This window comes from Runella rosea (assembly GCF_003325355.1).
GTDB lineage: Bacteria > Bacteroidota > Bacteroidia > Cytophagales > Spirosomataceae > Runella > Runella rosea.
Genome location: NZ_CP030854.1, coordinates 35,994 through 57,835, shown reverse-complemented (window position 1 = coordinate 57,835; position 21,842 = coordinate 35,994). Strand labels below are relative to the sequence as shown.

Here is a 21,842-nt window from a genome sequence, read left to right as displayed (position 1 = left end):
ACCCTTTTACCCGCCTTAGCTCAGCAGTCACCCCATAACGAATATCTGGTGCTTTTTCCTTCTTGGCGGTGCCGTAAAGTATAACTTCCAACTTATAATCATCCGTTGCGGTTTGAGTAATGACGACGGTGGCTGTTTCTTGAAAGGTGTTATAATCCGAAAATATTTGTCGGAAAAGTGCATGTTCGTTCGGGTTGTAGGTTTTTGAGTAGGTTCCTGCTAAACCAGGCGAGACAGGTACAATCTCAGTTTGTTGAGAATTTTTGTTTTGACATCCAAACAAAATGGTTGTAAGCAAGAAGATAAGTAGTTGTTTCATAAGGCGCTGAATTAGAGCGGAATGGCGAGGCTAAATTAAAAAATATTAGTTATTCCTTCATGTCCAACGCTAACCTTCTGTTAGGTATTTCCCAAAATCAGGGTCTTCTTTTGGTTTGGTTTGCAACAAATCTGGTATTTTATCTTCCGAAGGGTACCTTATTGTGCCATTTGAAGTGGTGTTGAAACAACTTAGATTTGAGTCCTAAATCCACCAGAAGATGAGTATTGTCTGAATTATTTAACTGAGTAGATAAAAAACGATATATTTGGGGTGCCATATTAGTTTCCTTTACTCTTTAAAGGTTGAGTGGTAATTAGGAAGACGACTTCCCCCATATTGGGAAATGATTCGGGACGCCCCGGCTTATTAAACAGGGTTTAGTTATGTCTTGGATTTATTTAATTTTTGCGGGCCTTTTAGAGGTCGTTTGGGCTTACTCAATGAAACAGTCAGAGGGTTTTAAGCACTTTACTCCCTCCCTAATCACACTCGTGGCCATGATTGGCAGTTTTGGACTGCTGGCATTAGCAATGCGAACATTACCATTAGGGACTGCTTATACGATTTGGACAGGTATTGGAGCCATAGGAGCATTCCTTATTGGAATTCTCTTTCTAGGCGAACCCATTAGTTTTACTCGCTTGATGGCTGCTTTTTTAATTCTGGCGGGCCTTATTATAATGAAACTTTCTTCAAGTCATTGAATCCATAGAATTGGCACCGTTGCTTCATTATGAGTAATTCGTTGACATTTTACAAACGTATGATGTTGGTCCTACGTTTGTAAAATTCAAGAGTTCAAAGGTAGATGGACGTTGATATATGAACAAACAATGTTAGAAACTGGCGTCTTTATAAGACCCAAAACAAATCGGCATAATCTTTTAGAATTCATTTTCAGGACCTGTTACTGTATTATTAATTATAGAGGCTTTTTTTGTTCAAACACTTTGTGGCATTTTACGAACGAACCACAGATACTCTGACGAATGTCATTCATTCTAGGTAACCTATCGGCTGGTTACCTAAACGTATAGTCTGGTAACCTTTTCTTTCCCGATTTCAGGTAACCTGAGGTTACCTGCCTTTTTTTTGAACCCTTGCGTTCTGTTTTTCGGGAGTCGTCGCCATCACGTTCTCTTACTTACGTATCCTTGCGGTATCCTTAAGGTATCCTTACGTTTCCTTACAGTATCATTACATTGAGGATTAACTGCTTTCCGACCCTGCTGGATTTTCAGGACGGGTCATAATACCTAAATGTACATTTTCTTGTACTTCACCTCAAAAAGGGAAAACATATACTTCTAACACAGGCAAGAGGGGGTCAATACGTAAGGTATGACAATCAGCTACTTAAATTCATTTCCTCTCATTTTTCCTCCTCTCGCTCTCCAACAACGTTTTGCGGCCATTGTCGAAAAGATAGAAGCACAAAAAGCCACGGCAGTGGCGCAGTCTGAAGCGAGTGTTGCTGCTCATCGGAATAAATAGGGTTTTCGATGGGTTTTTGCAGAAGTACTGATTTTTTCTCGCGGGTGGTGTGTTGGTCGTCCAGTCGTTTGATAAAGAGCAAATATGTGACCTGTTCGATGACCGTGAGCGGGTTGGAAATTCCGCCCGTCCAGAAAGCCTTCCATATGCGGTCTATTTGGCTGGTTTTTCGCCCGTAAGCATGGTATTAAAAGTTGTTTAATGTTGTAAGAAGCATCAAAAAATACCGCCCCCCCAATACCATTCCTGAAAATCGGAATTGGTGAAATGCCGACCCACTAGGCGGCTATGGGGCAGTTCGAGATCGTCGGAACGGTAGTTCAATGTTTTGAGATCGGGATAAGAAGGTGTTTCTTTGACTTCAATGGCCGTATCTTTGTTCAGAATAAAATCTATTTCTTGTCCTGATTTCTTTTGGTAATATGCCACCTCTCCTAGCCGCAGTAACTGTAAGGCTACGGCATTTTCAAACACCTGCCCGCTGCTTACCTGAGCTAGTATTTGCAACATGCCCGTATCGGCAATGTACACCTTACGTTGTGCGGCAATTTCCTTGTCTTTGTTTTTGGTAAAGGACGGAATCAGGTGAATAAAATAGGTGTACTCAAATAAGGACATGTATTCGGTCAGTTTGTTGCGATTAATGCCCGAAATACTGCTCAACTTACTGACATCCAAGCGGCTGCCCGTGCGCGAGGCCAGCAACTGACAAAGTTTGTATAGGTCGTTGCTGACCCGAAAATCAGACAATAGTTTGATATCGAGTTCGATATACGCATTGATGATGTCTTTGAGAAAAGCGGTTTTGTCATTGGCGGTTTCGGCCAATACGACTTCTGGAAAGCCCCCAAACCTCAAAAAGGTTTCGTATTCCTGTCGGAAAATTTGATAAATGGGTTCCGAAAAGTGTTGTTGGGCGGTATGCTCAAACTGCGAACGGGCAAAACCCCGAAATTGTAAAAACTCATCAAAACCAAGCGGGAACATCTCAAAGATACGTTTGCGCCCAGCCAGGCTTTCCGTAAAGTGGTTTTTAAGGTAATAAGAACTCGAACCCGTCAGAATAAACTTGATGGCGTAGGTATCGTAAAGGTACTTAATGACGCTCGGCGAGTTGGGCACCAACTGAATCTCGTCCAGGGCCAGTACTGCGGGTTGATGGAGGTCTAACCCTAACGCTTCCAAGCCTGCTTCAATGGCTTGATAGCTGTTTTGGCTAAACAAAATACGGTTTTCTATTTTCTCAAAGTCTAAATACAGCTTGTTGACATGCACTGTTTTAGCCAGTAAAAATTTCAGAGCGGTTGTTTTTCCCACCCTTCTCATGCCCGTAATGACCGTGGCCTGTGGTTTGGCCAGATGGGCCTCCAACTCACCGAATAAGGTTCTTTGTATCATATATGTTAACTATATGCACAAATATAATGCAAAAAGTAATACTTTAAGTTGAAAACCGACTTTTGTACCTTTTTATTTCAATCCAAACGCTTTTTGTAACAAACTCTGAAATAACGCCTCACTCGCGTACTGCGGTATTGATCTTCACCAAAACCAATTCGGGCGGCACCGATCATGTTTGGTTTTATAACATGAAAGCCGACGGCTACAGCCTCGACGATAAGCGGCAGGAAGTGGCACTCAATGACATCCCCGACATCATCAGCCGCTGGCACAACCGCGCCAGCGAAACCACCCGAAGCCGTACCCATACCTCATTTTTGGTGCCCGTAGCTGAAATCCGTTCTAATAATTACGACCTGAGCATCAATCGTTACAAAGAAGTAGTCTATGAAGAAAAAACGTACGACGCGCCTGAGGTTATTATTGAGCATATAAAGTCATTGGATAAAAAATGCAGGGAAGCCTTAGAAGAGTTGGAAAAAATGTTGGCGGAAGACTAAAAGAAGGCTTCTTGAAAGCCTAAACAGCAAGTAAAGCTTCACTAATTTCGAAATTCTGATTGCTCAAATTACCCAAACCCATCTTACGCTGAGTAATCAGGCAGCGCGGCAGGTAAATGAGTTGCAAACCATTTAGCTAATAATCTGTTAAAGAGGGACTTTTTGGCCGAAAAGCTTGGAAAGAAATGGGTGTCCGACATTACTTATATTCGAACCGGCGAAGGGTGGTTATACTTGACTGTTATTCTGGATTTAGCCGATAGAAAGGTGGTCGGTTGGGCCTTAAGTGATAGTGGATACCAGTATAGCGGCTTGGCAAATGGCCCTTAAAAATAGGCCACTAAATGGTGAACTACTTTTCCACAGCGCCGGCAGCCCGGTTTGATGGGGGTGTTCAATACGCCTGCATCGAGTTTCGCAATCAATTTAAGGACTTACCCGTCTTGCAAAGTATGACAGGGCCGCCTGGCGGTCAAAAAGGTAACTGTTGGGGTATTGAGGGCTGGCGGCCGCCGCTGTGGTACAACCGTCGGCGGAGACATTTCAATGGCTGTTTAAAAAAAATCCTCCAGTATACTATTGTAATTCCACCTGATATACATAGCTTACTTTCCAGATACCACGAATTTACTGGTCATGGGACGTAGTTACCTATTTCCACAATTTAAAAACAAATCAATTTCAAAGTTGCAGCCCCCCTGCAATACGTCGGGTCTCATTGGCTCCCATATCAGCAATGGCCACACCCTGAGCATGAGGGCAACTCTTACCCTCGAAAACAGTGGTTTCGTGGTTTACTATTGTCGCCATGAACCCAACTGCTATGGCGGTTGTGATTCAGACTCTTTTCAAATTGATTGGCTAACACAAGTTGCGAACAACATGGCAAACTGCATAAGGACATTATTCTCAGGTGAAGCTGTTTTAGCTCTAATCCAGTAGTAGTGTCTTTATACAAACCAAGGTTCGAAACTTGCGTTAGTATATAATGATGGAATTTTGCCCGATCTGTTACCTGACCTGGATCTGCCCATCCCTATCGAGAAAAGCTCCAAAGATTGGATTCTCTGCTAAACTCTCGCAATTAATAATGGCCAGGAAAGCATCTGGGGATGGATAAAAATTGAACCAATCAGGATAATAAAGTAAAATATAACTAGACTGGTCCGGCGCACTGTTATTACCCTCCCCATTGTCTTTTATTTTTATAAATACAATCCAGTTTTTCTGGAACCCTCCGCTTACTACTTCGGTGACGATCCCGGCCATAGTGGCTTCATCACCGTCAACATATACATCAATGGTTTTCATATAAAAATGTCCCACTGTGACAGAATTGACCTGCCATTCACCGCTAACACCATCTGGACTTTTGACAGCAGAGAAGTTATACTTTGAACCTAAATCAGTTCTAAAATTACCAGTCGCTACTTGATTGGGGTTAGCCCCGCTCTTCAGGCGGCGCTTGAATTGGGCGGATGGAAGTACCTTAATAGTGCTGGTAACTTCTTCTCCAAGATCATTAATACTATTCATTTTTAAATCGAAGGATGCTTTTTTCTCCGCTGCGGAATCAAGAAGCGATCCTTTTTCGCACCCCATCATAAAGAGGACAAGCAGGCAGGAAGCCATCACCGTAAAGTTTAACTTTTTCATACAAGTAGTTTGTTTTTAGTTATTTTAAAACAACCCTTTGTGTCGAACCATCTTACCACCCTTGGCTTCGGTTCGTTCGTTCGCGGTTGCTTTTACGAACAATGTAAATACATGGATATTTGAATACTTCATTAGTGATTATGCGGAAATAAGAGTTAGACTGATGCGCGACCGAGGCCGGTGCATCGCCAGCGTTGACTTTAGGGACTTCGGCCCAACTTTGTACAGATGATTCGGCAGAGGAAGAAGATTTTTCTTGTTGAATCAAAAACAGTAGGGTAAAAGACCTTCATAAACAGATAGTATTGGGAAAAAGAATAGAGTTTTTCATACGAAATGCTTGTAAAAAAAGTAGTATAAAGTGTAAAAAGTGAGACGTCTCAAGCGTAAAAACGCTCCCGCAAAAGCAGCCAAGGGCTGGCATTTCGAGCGCCGAATCAAGAAGTCATAGGAGTGATAAGCATAGGTGAGCACCTGCCAAAACAGTAAAGAGCTTTCATCCAATTTTGGTTTAAGGGTTTAGAGAATAGTCATTAGGGCATTGCCTTGACAAAAGTAAAGAGCCGCACTTTGATGATGTTAGTCTATTTGCGCAATTCGTTAGTCTATTGTTCCGGACTTAGTTTATTGTCCCAAAAACTTAGTTTATTGTTCTAATAGCCTTTTTGTAGAGCAAAAATGGGTACTTAACAGAAAATAAAAAGTCGGTAATGAGATGAAGAATACGGCGGTCAGTTTCAGATTTATTGAGGCAGAGATTTAGATTCCATTAAGTCAAACTTGCAAATAATTGCTTTAAAACGGGAGCTTTTTCGGTGGATTTTGAACGAAAAGTTTATCAGGCTATCAGAGTGAATAACGTCCAAATCGGCCGCTTTTTCTTAATAAACCATGCTGCTCCATGCCCGCGTACACCATGGACTTAAAAACATTATTAGCTGATAAAGAAAATCTTGCCGGTCAATAAAAGTCTAACCTTCGGTTTGATACTCCCTGTACTTACCCGGTTTTTGATTTATTTGGTGAAAGCCATCGCAACCACGTGGCATTGTCTTTATCCATTTATTTTTTTTCCTGTAAGTTTTTGTACCTCTTCAACGACTTACTTTAGAAAAAAATATGAAAGCACGACTTTTCCTATGTCTCCTATTGCTCACAGCCTGCGGTGAGCAATCTTCTCCTGAAGGCCGTATGTCAGCCAAGATCGATGGGGTCATCGAACGCCTCGATAGGATCGAACAAAGAAACCGGGTACTTGCGGATAGTATTTCGCAATTAAATGCGACTTTACGTACCTTAAAGTTGCAGTAAATTCAACTTATATTTCGGTCTGCCAATCCCTGCCCACGTTGGAAAAAGACTTTCTGCATTTACTCAATATCCACCGAGGTATCCTCTACAAGGTCTGTAATCTGTATTTGGATAACGTCGAGGATCGTCAGGACCTGTTTCAGGAGATTGTGCTTCAATTGTGGAAAGCTTTTCCGTCTTTCCGCAATGAATCGGCTCCCTCGACCTGGATGTACCGCGTAGCGCTGAATACCGCCATCAGTAATTTCCGAAAGCGAGGAAAGGAAGGAAAAAAAATTGAATTGACGGCATCCGAGCTACAGGTCCCCGACGTAAGGTATGATGATGAGATCAATGAGTTGGCAATCCGACTCCGTGAAGCCATCGAATGCCTCAATGCGATCGAAAAAGCTATTATTCTCCTTTATCTTGACGAGAGATCATATACGGAGATTGCCGCCATCACCGGCATCAGCCTGTCGAACGTGGGCGTAAAAATCAACCGAATCAAAAGTAAGTTAAAAACGATCATTAATCACTGATAAGAATGGAGATCGAGACTTTAAAAGCGGCTTGGCAAGACTATGACCGCCTGCTTCAAACAACGCCAGAGTTAAGTAAAAAGGCCCTTCACCGCCTGATTCGCGAGCGGTCACGATCACGGATCGCTCAAATAAGAATCGAATACGGTGTCACATGTGTGTTCAGTTTCCTGCTTATTCTGTTCTTTGGTGCTGTGATTGGCGGTAATCCCTTCGATTTTCAATACCGTATTCAATTCCTTCCGGCTATTCTGATTATGGGTTGGACACTCGTTTTTATTATTGTCCTCTTACGTGGCTATCGGGAAGTGAACATCAGTATCCATGCTGATAATCTGATCCTTTCATTGAATAAAGTGATTTCCGCCTATGCTCGTTCACAAGCCTTGGTTCACCAAGCGGCAGTGCCCGTGCTTTTATCAGGTTTCTTTTTTCCGGCATCTTTCCTGCCAAAACATATCTACGAATCGGGACTAACGTCCGGTGTGTTGATCGCTATCGCGCATATAGTATTGAACGTAGTGCTGTATTTTGCAGCAAAACGACTGGGTTTTTTCAAGAGTTCCTTTCAAGCAGGGCTACAGCGTGACCTAGAGGAGCTGGAGCAACTGAAATCGCTCGAAGGGGAAGAAAACGAATTGGAATGATTTTTTCTGTCTGGGTAAGTTTGTTAGTCATCATTTACTCGAATACGGGGTTTATCAGCCTAATCTCAGCTGCAAAAACCTGTTTTTATCGGAAAGAATTATGACAACTTGCGAGTCTCCGCACAGTTTGAAAGTCAAAGAATTACAATCGAAAAGCTATAGTATTAGAAAGATAGCAACTACTCTAAAAATGTCTCGCAGGACGGTGGCAAGATATAGGAATCGGATAGAGTTTGTCCCCAAATCTTCTCGTAAACGAAGTAATATTCTTGATTTTGAGGCCCATCTGCAACAGCGTTGGCAAGAAAGGCAGCAGTCTGCCAAAGCGTTGTATGAAAAAATTAACGATAAAGGATTCCCTATTCTCAAGCTACCGTCTATAACGCGGTAAGGAATTATCCCAAATCGTTCTTAGAACCACTGCTGGCATCTGTAAAAGCAACCTACTATTCTTCCAAACAACTGAGTATTTGGTTAGGGATGTATCAGAGTCATTTGCAAGATTACATGCCCATTGAATTTTTAAGGAAACTTTTGGAAGCCCCCCGCTCATCAAAGTCGTCAGAGAAATTGGCTTAGAATTCAGGCAACTCATGAAGGCAAAGCAAGGGGATCAACTTCAGACTTGGTGCAATAAAGCGCTTGAATCAGGAGTGGTAGCGCTGAAAGGATTTGCCAATGGGATTAAACAGGCGGGCGGCGTACCGCATTTTAAAGCCATTTTCTATGCCGTCACCTCCGAATAGAGCAACGGACAGGTAGAGGGGCAGCCAGGCCGCTGGAGCGGTAAACTGGCTCAAAAATATCAAGCGTCAAATGTATGGAAGAGCGAGTTTTGGACTGCTCCGCAATAGAGTCATCCTGATGGAAAACCCAGACTTTCACCAAATGTGACGATGTACCTCTTTCATAGGAATTTACAAAACGTCAATTCACCCGTTGTTGTTCTGCCTCGGAAGCCGTGGTGCGTGCCTTAGCCGATTTCATTTTAGTGTTGCCCAGCGTGACTGTGTACGATAAACGCAGCACTCGCGGTTCATTGTAGTACGAGGTCTTTTGTATCTGGCCCAGCAGCGGATTGTCGGACACATAAATGGAATTGCGCGTCCAGAAAATGTCGGTGACCGTCAGGTTTAGTTTACTGTAGTCGTTGATTACTTTCTGTACACCAGCCGAAACCACACCGGCGGCCTTGCGAACGCTTAGGCCAACCGTTATTGGAGAAGCATACACGCCCGATACCTCAAGGGTAATTTTTCCCGGTAACGTAAAGGTCTGGTTCAGACTAAGCCTTGCCGAATATTGATTCAGTTCGATGGGTACACCGGCATAGACATGATTAGTCTTTTGGTAGGTAAGCAGGGCATTACTTTGCGTACGCCACCAGGAGGTGACTTTCCAAGGCCAGCTTGCAGTGAAGGCGTACAGTTGTAACTGATCTACATTGTCAGCGTAGATGTAGGTTTTGCGTTCTTCGCTGTTGTACCGGCTTTGATTGCCGGCAATGGCATTCCGATCCTGACTGTACTTAAGCGTGAGCAGCAGGTCCTTGTAGGTATAGGAGGCCTGTACACCGTTGCTGATAGCGGGTTTGAGTTGCAGATTGCCCCAGTAGTAGGTAAACGGGTCCATAAAAATAACGAACGGAGCGACGCTGGTGTAGGCGGGCCGGGTGATGCGCCGGTTATACGAGACTTGTAGCGAGCTGTTGGCCGTAGCCTGCCACGTATAAAAAAAGGTCGGAAATAGTTTCAGGAAGTCGAGGCTGAATAACCGCTGACCGCTGGCGGTCATTTCCATATCGGTGCTTTCAGCCCTAAGTCCGGCCTGAAACTGCCCTTTCGGTCCGGCTTTGCCGCTGACGTTTACATAGACAGCGTTGGCATCATCGCGTAGCGAATAGTTCTGTGTAAACCGGGTATCGGCTATCCACGCTTCGCCTACCATGTTTTCGAGCGACACGGTATTGCGCAGGCGCGAGAAGGTCGACTTGCCCCCCAGTTCTAGTTTTAGAGTGCGCCATTTCGTTTCATAATCAACTTTGATTACGCCCATGCTTATCGGCGTTTCCTTGCCGGTACGTACCTGCTCCTGTACTACCTGATTGGTGGCCACGTAGCTATATGTATTGGTAAACTCGTTTGGGTTGTGATCGTGATAATAGAGGTAGTCCAGATCAATGCTTAACCGAGCACCGTTGGCAAGCCGATGATTCAGGTTGACATTGCCCATCAGGTGCTTCCAGTGATTCACTTCTCTATCGTATAAATTGATGCGTGCCGAATCCCGTCCGTTAAGCATCACCCGCGACTGATTGAAAGATTCCATCTTCCAGTAATCGCTGAAACCGGCTACAAGGGTATTGATAGAAGTCGTTTTGTTTATGTTCCATTCAAGCCCCAGGCCGGCCCGTTGTACGGGCCAGCTGGCATACCGGTCGGTGATGGTGTTCGAATACAGATTGGGCGTGAGCAACTGTCGCTCGTAGTTCCATTGCTGCCAACGGTTGTCCTGGACCAGCGAGTAGTTGGCCGTGAGTAACAGGTTTTGGCGTTTATGGTTGATGGCCAATGAACCGGTCGGTTTCCAGAAACCACTCAAGTCGGCGTAGCCGATACCAACCATAGCCGTGCCGTTGGTGCCCAGGTCTGTCTGTTGCTTCGTCACGATGTTGATGATGCCCGCATCACCTTCTGCGTCGAAGCGGGACGAGGGATTACTGATCAACTCTATCTTTTCAACCCCGGCTGAGGTAAGACCTTCCAGTTGCTGCACCACTACATTCAGCGGTAATCGTTGCAGTTTGCCGTTGATCATGACCTGAACGCCCTGCTTACCATTCATGCTTAGGCTACCGCTCTGCCGATCTACCGAAATACCGGGCGAACGCTCCAGCACATCCAACACCGTATTGCCCGCCGAGACGACATTATTTTTAAGGTTAACCACCAGCTTGTCGAGTTGCTGTTCAAACAACGGTTTTTCGGCCTTGACGACCACCTCGTTCAGGGTCGTAGCCGTTTCGGTTAATACAATTGTTTCCAATGTTTTGTCCACAAAGATGTCTTGAAGCAGCGTTACGCTGGTATAACCTACCATGCGTACCGAAAGCCGATACGAGCCTGCCGTTATGTTCTCCATCAGAAAACCTCCCTCGCTGTTGGTGACGGTTCCCGCTATCATCGTTGAATCGGTCGGCGTCAATAGCAGTACATTGGCATAGGGCAATGGTTGGTTCCGGTTATCCGTAACCCGGCCTGACAGCTTTATCTGGGCAAACAGAAGGCTTGGCGCCAGACACAGAAAAAGGGTAAATCTGAGTTTCATGGCAATTACGGCTGCTTACTGATTTTGAAAAACCGTTTTTGAATACACCTTCTCCGTAATTAGCCATTGGTCTTTTACTTTCAGTAGTATAAGATTATCGTGGTAAGCATGGGTGGTGTACGTAAATGTTACCCGGGCGATAGCTGTCGTGGCCGTGTAGTCGAGCAAGCGTACATCAGTACTGCAATCATGCTTTTGCCCCGGTTTATTACGGGCGATATAGTCGGCAATAGGCGTGGTTACAATGTCTTTTGTTTTTTCATCAATGGCCTTGAGTACCGCCCCGGCGTGAAACGCCTGTTTCATCCGGTCGATGTTTCCGCTGTTACGTCCTTCTGCGTAGTTGTTTACGGCCCGCAGGATTTGTACAGTTTCGGAGGGTGATTCAGAACGGCTGATGATGGATACCATTTGCTCGGCCACCCACGGCGCTGAAGAGGCAAACGAACCCGTTACCAGTCGATTGGGATGGTCGGCAACGAGGGTCAACGCTTTATCTGAAGCCGTTTCTTTGGTGCTCACCACCAGGTTGGCCCCACGCCTGGCCAGCACTTCCTGCATGTCAAAAGGAAGTAGTTTTCCATAGCTGGAAATATTCATCCAAGCCAGTTCTGCCCAGTGCGGAAAACAGGTTATCCGTTTTCCGTCGATTAGGTATTTACCCGAGCTGAGCTTAACATCGATAAGGGACGCTACCCCATGCCCAGCGGTACCGATTGTGCCTCCATTTTCGTAGATCGTGGCCGTGAGGCGGGCAATTCGCTCATCACTGATCACATCAAAGTATTGTCCATGACCGCCTGGATAAAAGACGGCCGCATACTTACTCGCTGTTACTTCGTCCGGCTTTAGTGTAGCACTTGTCTTCGCCATGAACAAAGTACTCTGCCGGATGGAACGCAATACGTCAGGCACCTCGCCCGTCGAATAGATAGCCGCTTTACCGCCTTTGGGTGTAACAATGTCCACCTCAAACCCTTTGTCGGTAAAATACTGGAACGGATAAGCGATTTCTTTTAGAAAGGTGCCGCTAACGTTCGTACCCACTGAATCGCGGTTAGTCGATACAATCAGTATCTTCTTAGGTTGAGCATGGCTTCTTATTGCCGTTACCAGCAGCAGCATGACCAGTACCAATGTGTTCGATTTTAACTTTCGGTTCATCATCGTTTTTTTTACACAAAAAAAGAGCGCTTCGGGGAGCCGGTATACTATTTTAGCTGAGCTGTGCCGTTAACCCGACCAACGACTTTACGAAGGGAGTTTTGGCGGTTGTCGTGCAAATATGTCGTTCGTCGGAAATCACCACCTGCTGCGCGAAAAAATTTAGTATTTATCCGAGTTTTTATAATCTTTGGTGTTATGATGACATCCGCTTCTTCCTTACCAATCCGGCAGCCCATCTTATCCCCAGCTCTCACCGCCGACTGGACAACCCGTCTGCTGGCCAATCGGGTTGCCTATCACATCCTCTTTTGGGGGTCTGTATTTGGGTTCAATGCGGCCTATATCGCCTTTATCGGTGAGGATCGCGATATTGCCCTCTTCAACCTCGGCCTGCGCATTCCGTTTATTCTGGCCGGCTGCTACATTAACCTGTATTACCTAATGCCGCGCTTCTTCAACACTGGCAATTTCTTGCTGTATGCCCTAGCGGTTTTCGGGCTGATCTTCTCGCTGAACGCCGTTAACCTGTACGTATTAGAGTTGTTTATCGACTCGCCGATTTGCCCGACAACGTTTGAAGCCGATGCCACCTTCAATGGAAGTAATTACATCTACAAAGGGTTTTATCTGGTTAGTATTGTGGGCTTAACCAGCGGTATCAAGCTGTCGAAGAATCAGTTAACCGAAAAGCAAAAAGCGGAAGCCATCGAAAAAGAAAAACTGCAAACCGAATTGTTGCTGCTGAAATCGCAGATCAATCCTCACTTCTTTTTTAATACGCTCAACAACTTGTATGCACTCACCCTGAAGAAGTCGGACCGGGCACCCGAAATGGTGTTGAAGCTCTCGGATTTGATGAGTTACAGCTTGTATGAGTCCGATGGACTGACTGTAAGCCTTGACAAAGAAATCAGCCACATCCGTAACTATATTGAACTGGAAACAGTGAGACTGGGTACAAAAATGACGATGAATTTTGTGGTGAATGGGCCAATAGGGCAGCAGTTGATTCCACCGCTACTGTTCCTGCCCATTATTGAAAACTGCTTTAAGCATTCAGCTACCAACGTGCCAGGAGGGGTAATTACGGTGTCAATCACCATTACACCCGACACGATTCTGCTGGAGACCCGAAATCCGAGCCATTCTACGGGTTCTGCGCTGACCAAAAAAGGAGGGTTGGGCTTGCGGAATGTACAGCGCCGATTGCAGTTGCTGTATGGTTCCGACTATCGGTTCGAAACAGGTTTACACAATGAAACCTTTTCATCCACCCTTCAAATTCCTCTGGTATGGCCCGTTGTGTAATTGTCGATGATGAGCCATTGGCCATTGACATACTGGAAACGTACCTGAGTCAGCTCAAAGAAGCCACGTTAGTAGCTACGTTTACCGATTCGGTGGAGGCCTTCTCTTTTTTACAACGCAATCAGGTCGATATTGTCTTTCTGGACCTTCATATGCCCATGCTTAACGGTATAGAACTGGTCAAGAACCTCACGACCAAACCCGCTTTTATCATCACCACGGCCTATCGTGAGTATGCCGTAGAAGGCTTTGAACTGGATGTGGTGGATTACCTCGTAAAACCCATAGCCTTTCCCCGCTTCCTGAAGGCGATCAACAAGGTGATGCCAAGTAGTAATGCACCGACTGCCACCGTGTCAACGCCAATGCCCGCAGAGAATGGTCAAACCCTTTGGTTGAAAGTAGATAAAAAGCTGGTACCCGTCAGCGTCGAGAGTATTCTGTACATTGAAAGTTTGAAGGATTACATCCGTGTGGTGACTCCCTCACAAAAACTGGTTAGTTACCATTCGCTGCAAGCCATTCTGGATAAGCTGACGGCTGCTCAGTTTGTGCGTATACATAAATCATATGTAGTACAAGTGACAAAAATTAATTCTATTGAAGGAAACATGGTTCATATCGCAAATGAAGTACTACCTATTGGCAGAAGCTTTCGAAGCGATCTACTGGCCAGGATTGAGGGAAAACGTTAAGTGTATAATGAAGCTAAATGACTAATTATCAGTCTGAAAGCTGGAAATTGCCATCAAAATGACTATTTTACGGAGCCGTTCAAAACTGCCTCGTCCGTACATTTTCCGCTTGATAATTTTGAGCCAGTTTACCGCACGGGCCCTTAGATTTGTTTTGTAAGATTATTCCAAGAAACTGGAGTAACGTGGATTACTCCGCTGGTACTGTCTGATGAAGGAAAACAACCTTTGATACGTTAATCGAGGCATTGCCAACCAGTTCGACTGCCAGTGCAATAAATTCCGACTTTTTTATTCTGTGAATATCTACGGCCTGTTTAACATACTCCTAATTCTTTAAAAATATCAAACTCAGATTACAGCCAAATAACCCGATTGCTCGGGCAGATAGTACTATTCTATAAATAAATAGTATTATGCTACACTTTCAGCCTTTTTTTTGCTATTTTGCCGAATAGAGGTATTGTAAGGCATATCAAACATTTTATCCGTGTTTGTAACCTAGGCAGACTTTGCAGGTAGTAAACATACATCCCTAAACCCAATTTTATGTGTCAGAACCACGGAGTAGCTTACATCAAACCCGGTGTGGTAGAAGTAAGAGAAATCGAATATCCTAAGCTGGCCCTGGGCAACCGGAAATGCGAGCACGGTGTTATTCTCAAAATTGTTTCCACCAATATCTGCGGTAGCGATCAGCACATGGTGCGGGGCCGGACCACCGCCCCCGAGGGGTTGATCCTGGGGCATGAGATCACAGGGCTCGTGATTGAATCAGGCCGCGATGTAGAGTTCATCAAAGAGGGCGACCTCGTCTCGGTTCCGTTCAATATTGCCTGTGGCCGGTGCCGGAATTGTAAAGCGGGGCAAACGGGTATCTGTCTGAACGTAAATCCGGCCCGGCCCGGAGCAGCTTACGGCTATGTGGATATGGGCGGCTGGGTAGGCGGACAAGCCGAATACGTAATGGTACCCTACGCCGACTTTAACCTGCTAAAATTCCCGGACAGCGATCAGGCCATGGCAAAAATCCGCGACCTTACTTTGTTGTCTGATATTTTCCCGACAGGTTTTCATGGTGCTGTCACGGCGGGCGTAGGCCCTGGAAGTATTGTTTACGTGGCAGGGGCCGGGCCGGTAGGGCTTGCCTGCGCGGCCTCGTGCCACTTGCTGGGGGCGGCTCTGGTGATTGTGGGCGATATGATAGACGAGCGCCTGGAACAAGCCCGGAGTTTTGGCTGTGAAACAATCGACCTTAAAAAAGAAGCTACCCTAGCCGAACAGATAGAGCAGATAGTCGGGGTTCCCGAAGTAGATTGCGCCGTTGATTGTGTGGGGTTTGAGGCCAAAGGACACGGGGTCGATAGCGATGTGGAGCAACCCGCTACCGTGCTGAACTCTATCATGGAGGTTACCCGGGCGGGTGGACAATTGGGCATTCCAGGACTGTACGTGACGGGCGATCCCGGCGCGGTAGATGAAGCTGCTAAGAAAGGAAGTCTGAGTATCCGCATCGGCCTGGGCTGGGCCAAGTCGCACTCTATCCATACGGGTCAGTGCCCGGTGATGAAGTACCACCGGCAGTTGATGAATGCCATCCTATACGATAAAATCAAAATAGCCGATGCCGTCAATGTGGAAGTCATCAGTCTTCAAAATTCGGTAAAAGGATACGCCGACTTTGATAAAGGCGCCGCCAAGAAGTTCGTGATCGATCCGCACGGCATGATTCCCGTTTAATTTTTCACAGGCAACTGGCGTCGTGCGGAGGTTTTTATATCTAGAACGAGGGCGCGGAAGAATTTTCTTCCGCGCCCTCGTTCCTTCTTAGATTACAATCGATTTCCCTTGTACGTGGTCTCCCGAAGGGAGAACTTGCTTTAACCGTAGTTGGATCGCAGTGGCATTGGCCATCCGACGCGGACGGTAAAGAATTACGCTAAGGATTTTTTTATCTCAGGCCTCAATCCATCAGTCGTAAACCGCTCATCTTGTTGGAAGGTATATCTATCTGCCTAGCCGATTGATATGCGCGAAGTGGGCGGGGGTGAGATGCTCAAACGGGCCCACCCGGCGATCATTTTCGTCAATCTCGTGGCCTGCAGTCTGATGCGCTTTGAGTACTTCCAGAGTATAAACCATGTTCCAAACGACGACCAGCTTAGTCAGAACGTTCAGGCTACCCACCGTTTCCTGCTTGCGTTGAAGGTGGCCATCCCCATCAAACCTATTTACGGTTGACTAAGCTGTTAACCTTTTACCTATAACTAAAACGATCGCGCATTTTCTACAAAAACTTCTTATATTTCAATCAGCAGAGGATTCTCAACACCATGTACCACGCTGATAACCATGACGCTACGCTTTTGGCTATTTCTTTGCTGTCTCTTGTCTACGAGAGACACTTCTTTGTTGGCTCAATCTGGTAATACCCAGGAAACGGTAAACCAACAACTTGAACGGGCTGAAAAACTCACTTCTTCCCAGCCCGAAAAAGCGTTAGTTGCCGCGAAAACTGCCCTTACGCTGGCCCAAAAAAACAAACTGACTTTATCAGAAGGAAAAGCCTATCAGCGGCTGGCTCGCATCTATGCCGAACGGGACGACTACGTCAGTGCCCTCAATGCGGCCAAAAATGGGCTTTCTATTTTCCATAAGTTGGGTGAGCAGCGCGACGTTTGCCGTATGTATATGGCAGTGGGCGTAATTAACCGCTACTTGAAACTGTATGATGCTAGTATCGGGGCTAACCTGCAAGCCCTGAAAATCGCAGAAGCACAGCAGGACACCACTCTGCTCGGGGCCATCTATGGCAATTTGGGAAACGTGTACTTCGATCAGAAAGACTACGACCGCTCCCTTCAATCTGGCCTGAAGGCACTGAATATACAAATGGCTCAGAGGGATAGTCAGGCAATAGGCAATACGTTTCATAACCTAGCGAGAATTTATCGCATTCGCCGGGAGTTCGGTAAAGCCCAGGAGTTTTACAACAAATCGCTGGCCATCGACCTGAAAAAAGGCAATCAACTAAACATCGGCGGCTCTTACCTAGATTTGGCGCTGCTTTACCGGGACATGGGCGATTTTCAGCAAGCCCTGCAGTATACGCAACGGACGCTGACCATTGCCAACCGAATCAAATCTAAAAGTCTTCAGCAACAGGCCCTAGCCAATTTACCCCTGATTTACGGCGTGTTGGGGAACCCTGAGAAAGCCGTGATTGCTCTAAAGCAATACGAAGAACTGAACGACAGTTTGCAATCAGCGGAGTTGTCTAGGCAGATAGCTGACTTACAGGCCAGCTATCAAGGTGAACAGAAAGACCGTGAACTTAGTTTGCAAAAACTTCGTCTGGAAGCTCAGCAGGCCTCACTAAGCCGACAGCGTACGCTGATCGTTTCATTAATTGCTTTCGTACTGCTGGGCGCACTGATTGGATATCTGCTTTTCAATCGGTACAAACTCCGGCAGCGCAACCTGAAGCTTTCGCTGGAAAATGAACAATACCAGCTTTCGCAAAGCCTTCAACGCCGACAAGACGTAGACGAAACAATCCACTACTTCGCCAGCTCACTTTACGGCAAAAATACGGTGGATGAAATTCTGTGGGATGTGGCTAAAAACTGCATCGCCCGGTTGGGCTTTGTCGATTGTGTGATCTATATGCTCAATGACGAACAAACTGCCTTGGTCCAAAAAGCCGCTTACGGCAATAAAAATCCAGAAGCCTATTCAATCCTTAACCCACTCGAGATACCTCTTGGGAAAGGCATTGTGGGGAGTGTAGCTCAAACGGGTAAGCCAGAAATCGTAACTGATACCACGCAGGACCCGCGCTACGTCGTTGACGACGAAGTGCGTCTGGCTGAATTAACGGTGCCACTCTTGCTCCAAAATAAAGTAATTGGGGTAATTGACTCTGAACATCCTGAAAAAGGTTTTTTTAAAGAGCATCATTTGGAAGCACTACAAACCATTGCGGCCATCTGTAGCAGCAAAATTGCTCAGGCTATAGCGGATGAGGAGGCTAAAAAAGCCAAAATTATGCAAATCGAAGCGGATCACATCAGGCAGTTAGACAGGGTCAAATCTCAGTTTTTTGCCAACATATCCCATGAGTTTCGGACCCCGCTTCAGTTAATTCTGGCACCGCTCCAGAAAAGGGGAGCCATCAGCCCAGAGGAAACTCATATGATGGAGCGCAACGCCAATCGACTGCTCCGGTTAGTAAATCAACTACTCGATCTGGCAAAAGCCGAAATGGGTATGCTTAAGCTGAACTACCAATGGGGCAATCTGATTGGCTTCCTTTATCAAACAGCCCGCTACTTTGAGCCAATGGCCGAAGCTAAGAAGATTCAGTATCAGATCCAGCTGCCAACGACTGAACCGTTAATGGCCTACGACCGTGACAAACTCGAAAAAATTGTATATAACCTATTGTCCAATGCCATCAAATTTACACCAGTGGGCGGTCAGGTCATACTACAGGTTGAGTTGGAACCCGAAACTGGCCTCCGGCTGGTCGTTCGCGACTCGGGCATCGGCATTCCCGAATCACACCAAGACCGCATCTTCGACCGCTTCTTTCAAATTGATTCCTCGCAAACACGCGCCTTCGGGGGGAGCGGCCTGGGACTGGCGCTGACCAAAGAACTGGTTGAACTTTACAAAGGATCGATTTATGTGGAGAGTCAGCCAGAATCAGGCAGTACCTTTGTGGTGTTGCTGCCGCTGGCTGTCGATACAACACAGCACGCAAGCAGAGTGGATAGGGTACCCCACGGCATAGGCATGACTGCGCCCGGCCAGTTGACAGAGGAAGAGCAGACCGACGTCAGCGGGGAAGACAAGCCAACCCTCCTGTTGGTAGAAGACCACCCCGAACTAAACAATTACCTCCGACAGCAACTCTCCGACCGATTCAGGGTCATGCAGGCCATGCGGGGTGATGAAGGTCTACAAATGGCCCGCTGGTTGGTTCCTGACCTGATTATTTCAGACGTAATGATGCCCGGGATGGACGGTTTTTCAATGACTCGTCACTTAAAAGAAGACGATCTGACCAGTCATATTCCGATTATCCTGTTAACGGCAAAAGACGACATCGATTCCCGGAAGGAAGGGTTTGAGGGTGGGGCTGAACAGTACTTAGCTAAGCCCTTTGCTTTAGACGAACTGATTGCTCGCATCAACAGCCTGCTCACCCAGCGCAATCTGCTGCGCAAAAAGTATAGCCGGGAAGTAATGTTGCAACCGACGAGCGCCCCCGTACGCGACCGGGAGGCCGAGTTTCTGGAAAAAATCATCCGCCTCATCGACGAACACATAACCGATGAGGCTTTCAGCGTAGAAACTCTTCAGCGTGAGTTGGGTATAAGCCGGATGCAACTGCACCGTAAACTGAAAGCACTGACCGACCAGTCGGCCTCTGATTTTATCCGCTACATCCGGCTGCAACGGGCCGCCGACCTCTTGCAACAGCCAGGCATCCAGATCGCTGAGGCTGCCTATCTGTCGGGATTCAACCATCTTTCCTATTTCTCAAAGTGTTTCAAGGATCAATTTGGAATGCTTCCCTCCGAATTTATCAGGCAAAAGGAAATAAATAAGTAAATTCTACAATTTCAAATCACTGATAATCAGATTGTTTCTCTCGGAGCATAGCGCATGTTACACCAGTGCTATGATATGGGAGATGAGTGTCAGCCCCATTGTGAGAACCTGCACTACCTTTACCGCCGTAAAATATTCGCTGAATTACCTAAAAGCAGTAGGCATCTCATTAGTAATTAACTAAAAACAAAGCCATGAAAAAGTCTCTTATTCATCTTACGCTGATAAGCTCGTTGACGACGCAAGCCTACGTTAAGCTGACAAAATCCGCAAAACCAAAGCTCCCAAAACTACTCTGGAGCAGCAGTTAGTACACTACATATCGTACCCCGATGCGCTCAGGGCTCACCTAAAGGCGGGCGTTGAGGCGATTCTATTTCGGGTGAACTTCCAACCCGTTTAAACCACCTTGGGTAGTGTATCGGACCGTAATAAAAACCTGATTCTACCTAACCATTTCCTAAAATGCAAACGATGTTTACCCAGAGCAGGGGTCTGCTCTGGGCTGGGCAAGCCATGTTTTCAATTCATTAATATTAAACCAATAATTTTCAAAATCATGCGTAAGTATTTCACAAACCTCTTAACAGCAGTTAGCGTAACCAGCTTTTTATTCAGCTCCAATCAACTGCTAGCCCAATGGCAGACTCAAAACGGTAACTTGTATGTCAATCCTCCGACCAAAGTCGGTATCGGTTTATCAAACCCCAATCGAAACTTAGACATTCACAGCACATCTGACACCTATCTGCGGGTTAGTTCACTAGGTGGGGTATCGCTCGGCAGCCTAAAGGCCAGTATCGAACTGAGGAGAACAGCCAACAATGGCACGACTAACACCTGGTCTATCAATAACGAAAACCACTTCCGCATTCGGCACGACGGCGATCTGATGTTTGCCTTGGATCCCCACGTAGCCCGGTTAGGTATCAACCTCGATAACCCAGTCGAATTCACCATCTACGGAAAAAACGTCACCAAATCGGGCAATTCAGTGTTAGACGGAGCCCTTCGCCTGCACTCGAAAGTGGGAAGTAATATCCACATGCTGGCCCTCGATGGCAACCAGATCGAAAGCAGTGACCCGCTGTACATCAACAACGATTCGGAACAGAACGTACACCTCGCCAACGGCGGGGGTAAAGTGAAAGTGGGCACAACCGACAACGAAGCCCGGCTAAGTATTGCATCGGAAAACGATATGCAGCTCAAGCTCATCAACCCCGGTGCCAATGGAGCCGCCTGGCGAATTGGGGTAGCTAACAGCAATTGGAGTGCAGGAGCGGGTAAGCTGGTGTTCTCCAAAACGAGCAGTTCAGACGAAGCGACGATGGTGATTACACCCGCCGGGAACGTAGGAATTGGCCTCACAACGCCTTCCAAAACCTTGCAGGTCAATGGAACCACCTCAACCAAAATACTCGAAATCACTGGCGGGTCAGACCTAGCCGAACATTTCGACATCGAAGCGGGCGAAACGCAACTGCCCGGCACAGTGGTCAGTATTGACCCCAACAAGCCTGGGCAGCTACGGGTGGCCAAACAAGCCTATGACAAAACGGTGGCTGGCATTGTGAGTGGAGCGGGCGACGTGCAGCCAGGTATGCTGATGGGGCAGGCGGGTACCCTTGCCAGCGGGCAGCACCCGGTGGCCCTCACGGGACGCGTTTATTGTCGGGTTGATGCACAGTACGGGGCCATCCGGCCAGGCGATTTGCTCACCACTTCGCCTACTCCAGGCCACGCCATGAAAGCAACCGACTTTGGGAAAGCCCAGGGGGCTATCCTTGGCAAAGCCATGACCTCATTGGAAACAGGCAGGGGCTTGGTGCTGGTGCTGGTTAGTCTTCAGTAAAATTTCCAAAAAACAGCAA

At 46.5% G+C, this 21,842-nt stretch carries 17 protein-coding genes and 2 pseudogenes; 11 read left to right on the top strand and 8 right to left on the bottom strand.

The features are described from left to right. A partial coding sequence (locus DR864_RS29350) for a hypothetical protein (RefSeq protein ID WP_162794298.1) occupies positions 1 to 319 on the bottom strand: 319 nt, incomplete at its 3' end. Positions 320 to 705: 386 nt separating this feature from the next. Here DR864_RS29350 and DR864_RS29345 point away from each other — a divergent pair. After that, positions 706 to 1,026, top strand: coding sequence for a DMT family transporter (locus tag DR864_RS29345; RefSeq protein WP_114070709.1), 321 nt, complete (start codon positions 706 to 708; stop codon positions 1,024 to 1,026). A gap of 668 nt (positions 1,027 to 1,694) precedes the next feature. Here DR864_RS29345 and DR864_RS30595 read toward each other — a convergent pair. Both DR864_RS30595 and DR864_RS29335 read right to left on the bottom strand, forming a co-directional pair. After that, positions 1,695 to 1,898: a hypothetical protein gene (locus DR864_RS30595; RefSeq protein ID WP_374755799.1), complete on the bottom strand. Its 204-nt coding sequence runs from the start codon at positions 1,896 to 1,898 to the stop codon at positions 1,695 to 1,697. A 134-nt stretch (positions 1,899 to 2,032) separates the two neighbouring features. Then, the gene (locus DR864_RS29335; RefSeq protein ID WP_114070707.1) at positions 2,033 to 3,214 is read right to left on the bottom strand and encodes an ATP-binding protein; all 1,182 of its coding nucleotides are present in this window, start codon (positions 3,212 to 3,214) and stop codon (positions 2,033 to 2,035) included. A gap of 62 nt (positions 3,215 to 3,276) precedes the next feature. On the opposite strand from DR864_RS29335, the gene DR864_RS29330 reads away from it, so the two are divergent. After that, a complete protein-coding gene (locus DR864_RS29330; RefSeq protein ID WP_114070706.1) occupies positions 3,277 to 3,717 on the top strand; it encodes an N-6 DNA methylase in 441 nt (146 codons plus the stop codon). A 123-nt stretch (positions 3,718 to 3,840) separates the two neighbouring features. After that, positions 3,841 to 4,008: pseudogene (locus DR864_RS30310) on the top strand (DDE-type integrase/transposase/recombinase); the annotation flags it as partial. A gap of 390 nt (positions 4,009 to 4,398) precedes the next feature. Here the strand turns inward: DR864_RS30310 and DR864_RS30440 are convergent. After that, positions 4,399 to 4,527 (bottom strand): hypothetical protein, encoded by a 129-nt coding sequence (locus tag DR864_RS30440; RefSeq protein ID WP_262510970.1) that lies wholly within the window; start codon positions 4,525 to 4,527, stop codon positions 4,399 to 4,401. A 201-nt stretch (positions 4,528 to 4,728) separates the two neighbouring features. Continuing rightward, positions 4,729 to 5,373 (bottom strand): hypothetical protein, encoded by a 645-nt coding sequence (locus tag DR864_RS29320; protein WP_114070704.1) that lies wholly within the window; start codon positions 5,371 to 5,373, stop codon positions 4,729 to 4,731. A 1,349-nt stretch (positions 5,374 to 6,722) separates the two neighbouring features. Between DR864_RS29320 and DR864_RS29310 the strand changes: the two genes are divergently transcribed. The 3 genes from DR864_RS29310 to DR864_RS30025 all read left to right on the top strand — a co-directional run bounded on the left by DR864_RS29310 (position 6,723) and on the right by DR864_RS30025 (position 8,598). Next, positions 6,723 to 7,205, top strand: coding sequence for an RNA polymerase sigma factor (locus DR864_RS29310; protein ID WP_114070702.1), 483 nt, complete (start codon positions 6,723 to 6,725; stop codon positions 7,203 to 7,205). 5 nt (positions 7,206 to 7,210) lie between these two features. After that, entirely contained in the window at positions 7,211 to 7,852 is a 642-nt protein-coding gene (locus tag DR864_RS29305) for a hypothetical protein (protein WP_114070701.1), read from the top strand. A gap of 593 nt (positions 7,853 to 8,445) precedes the next feature. Then, a complete protein-coding gene (locus tag DR864_RS30025) occupies positions 8,446 to 8,598 on the top strand; it encodes a hypothetical protein (protein ID WP_162794296.1) in 153 nt (50 codons plus the stop codon). Positions 8,599 to 8,779: 181 nt separating this feature from the next. On the opposite strand, the gene DR864_RS29295 is transcribed toward DR864_RS30025, so the two are convergent. Together DR864_RS29295 and DR864_RS29290 are read right to left on the bottom strand one after the other, a co-directional pair. After that, a complete protein-coding gene (locus tag DR864_RS29295; protein ID WP_114070699.1) occupies positions 8,780 to 11,179 on the bottom strand; it encodes a TonB-dependent receptor in 2,400 nt (799 codons plus the stop codon). Positions 11,180 to 11,194: 15 nt separating this feature from the next. After that, on the bottom strand, positions 11,195 to 12,346 hold the full coding sequence (locus DR864_RS29290) for a nuclear transport factor 2 family protein (protein ID WP_114070698.1): 1,152 nt from the start codon (positions 12,344 to 12,346) through the stop codon (positions 11,195 to 11,197). A 195-nt stretch (positions 12,347 to 12,541) separates the two neighbouring features. Between DR864_RS29290 and DR864_RS29285 the strand changes: the two genes are divergently transcribed. From DR864_RS29285 to fdhA, 3 genes are all read left to right on the top strand, one after another. Then, positions 12,542 to 13,654, top strand: coding sequence for a sensor histidine kinase (locus DR864_RS29285; protein ID WP_114070697.1), 1,113 nt, complete (start codon positions 12,542 to 12,544; stop codon positions 13,652 to 13,654). Beyond that, a complete protein-coding gene (locus DR864_RS29280) occupies positions 13,639 to 14,349 on the top strand; it encodes a LytR/AlgR family response regulator transcription factor (protein WP_114070696.1) in 711 nt (236 codons plus the stop codon). Before DR864_RS29285 ends, DR864_RS29280 begins: the two co-directional genes overlap by 16 nt. A 549-nt stretch (positions 14,350 to 14,898) precedes the next feature. Beyond that, positions 14,899 to 16,089 carry a formaldehyde dehydrogenase, glutathione-independent gene (gene fdhA, locus DR864_RS29275; RefSeq protein ID WP_114070695.1) on the top strand — a complete coding sequence of 397 codons (1,191 nt, stop codon included), beginning with the start codon at positions 14,899 to 14,901 and terminating at the stop codon, positions 16,087 to 16,089. Between the two features lie 267 nt (positions 16,090 to 16,356). Here the strand turns inward: fdhA and DR864_RS30590 are convergent. Then, a pseudogene (locus DR864_RS30590) lies at positions 16,357 to 16,542 on the bottom strand (Tn3 family transposase); the annotation flags it as partial. A gap of 159 nt (positions 16,543 to 16,701) precedes the next feature. Here DR864_RS30590 and DR864_RS29265 point away from each other — a divergent pair. Together DR864_RS29265 and DR864_RS29260 are read left to right on the top strand one after the other, a co-directional pair. Then, positions 16,702 to 19,968 (top strand): ATP-binding protein, encoded by a 3,267-nt coding sequence (locus DR864_RS29265; RefSeq protein WP_114070693.1) that lies wholly within the window; start codon positions 16,702 to 16,704, stop codon positions 19,966 to 19,968. A 559-nt stretch (positions 19,969 to 20,527) separates the two neighbouring features. Then, a complete protein-coding gene (locus DR864_RS29260; protein ID WP_114070692.1) occupies positions 20,528 to 21,823 on the top strand; it encodes a hypothetical protein in 1,296 nt (431 codons plus the stop codon). The last annotated feature ends 19 nt before the right edge of the window (positions 21,824 to 21,842 follow it).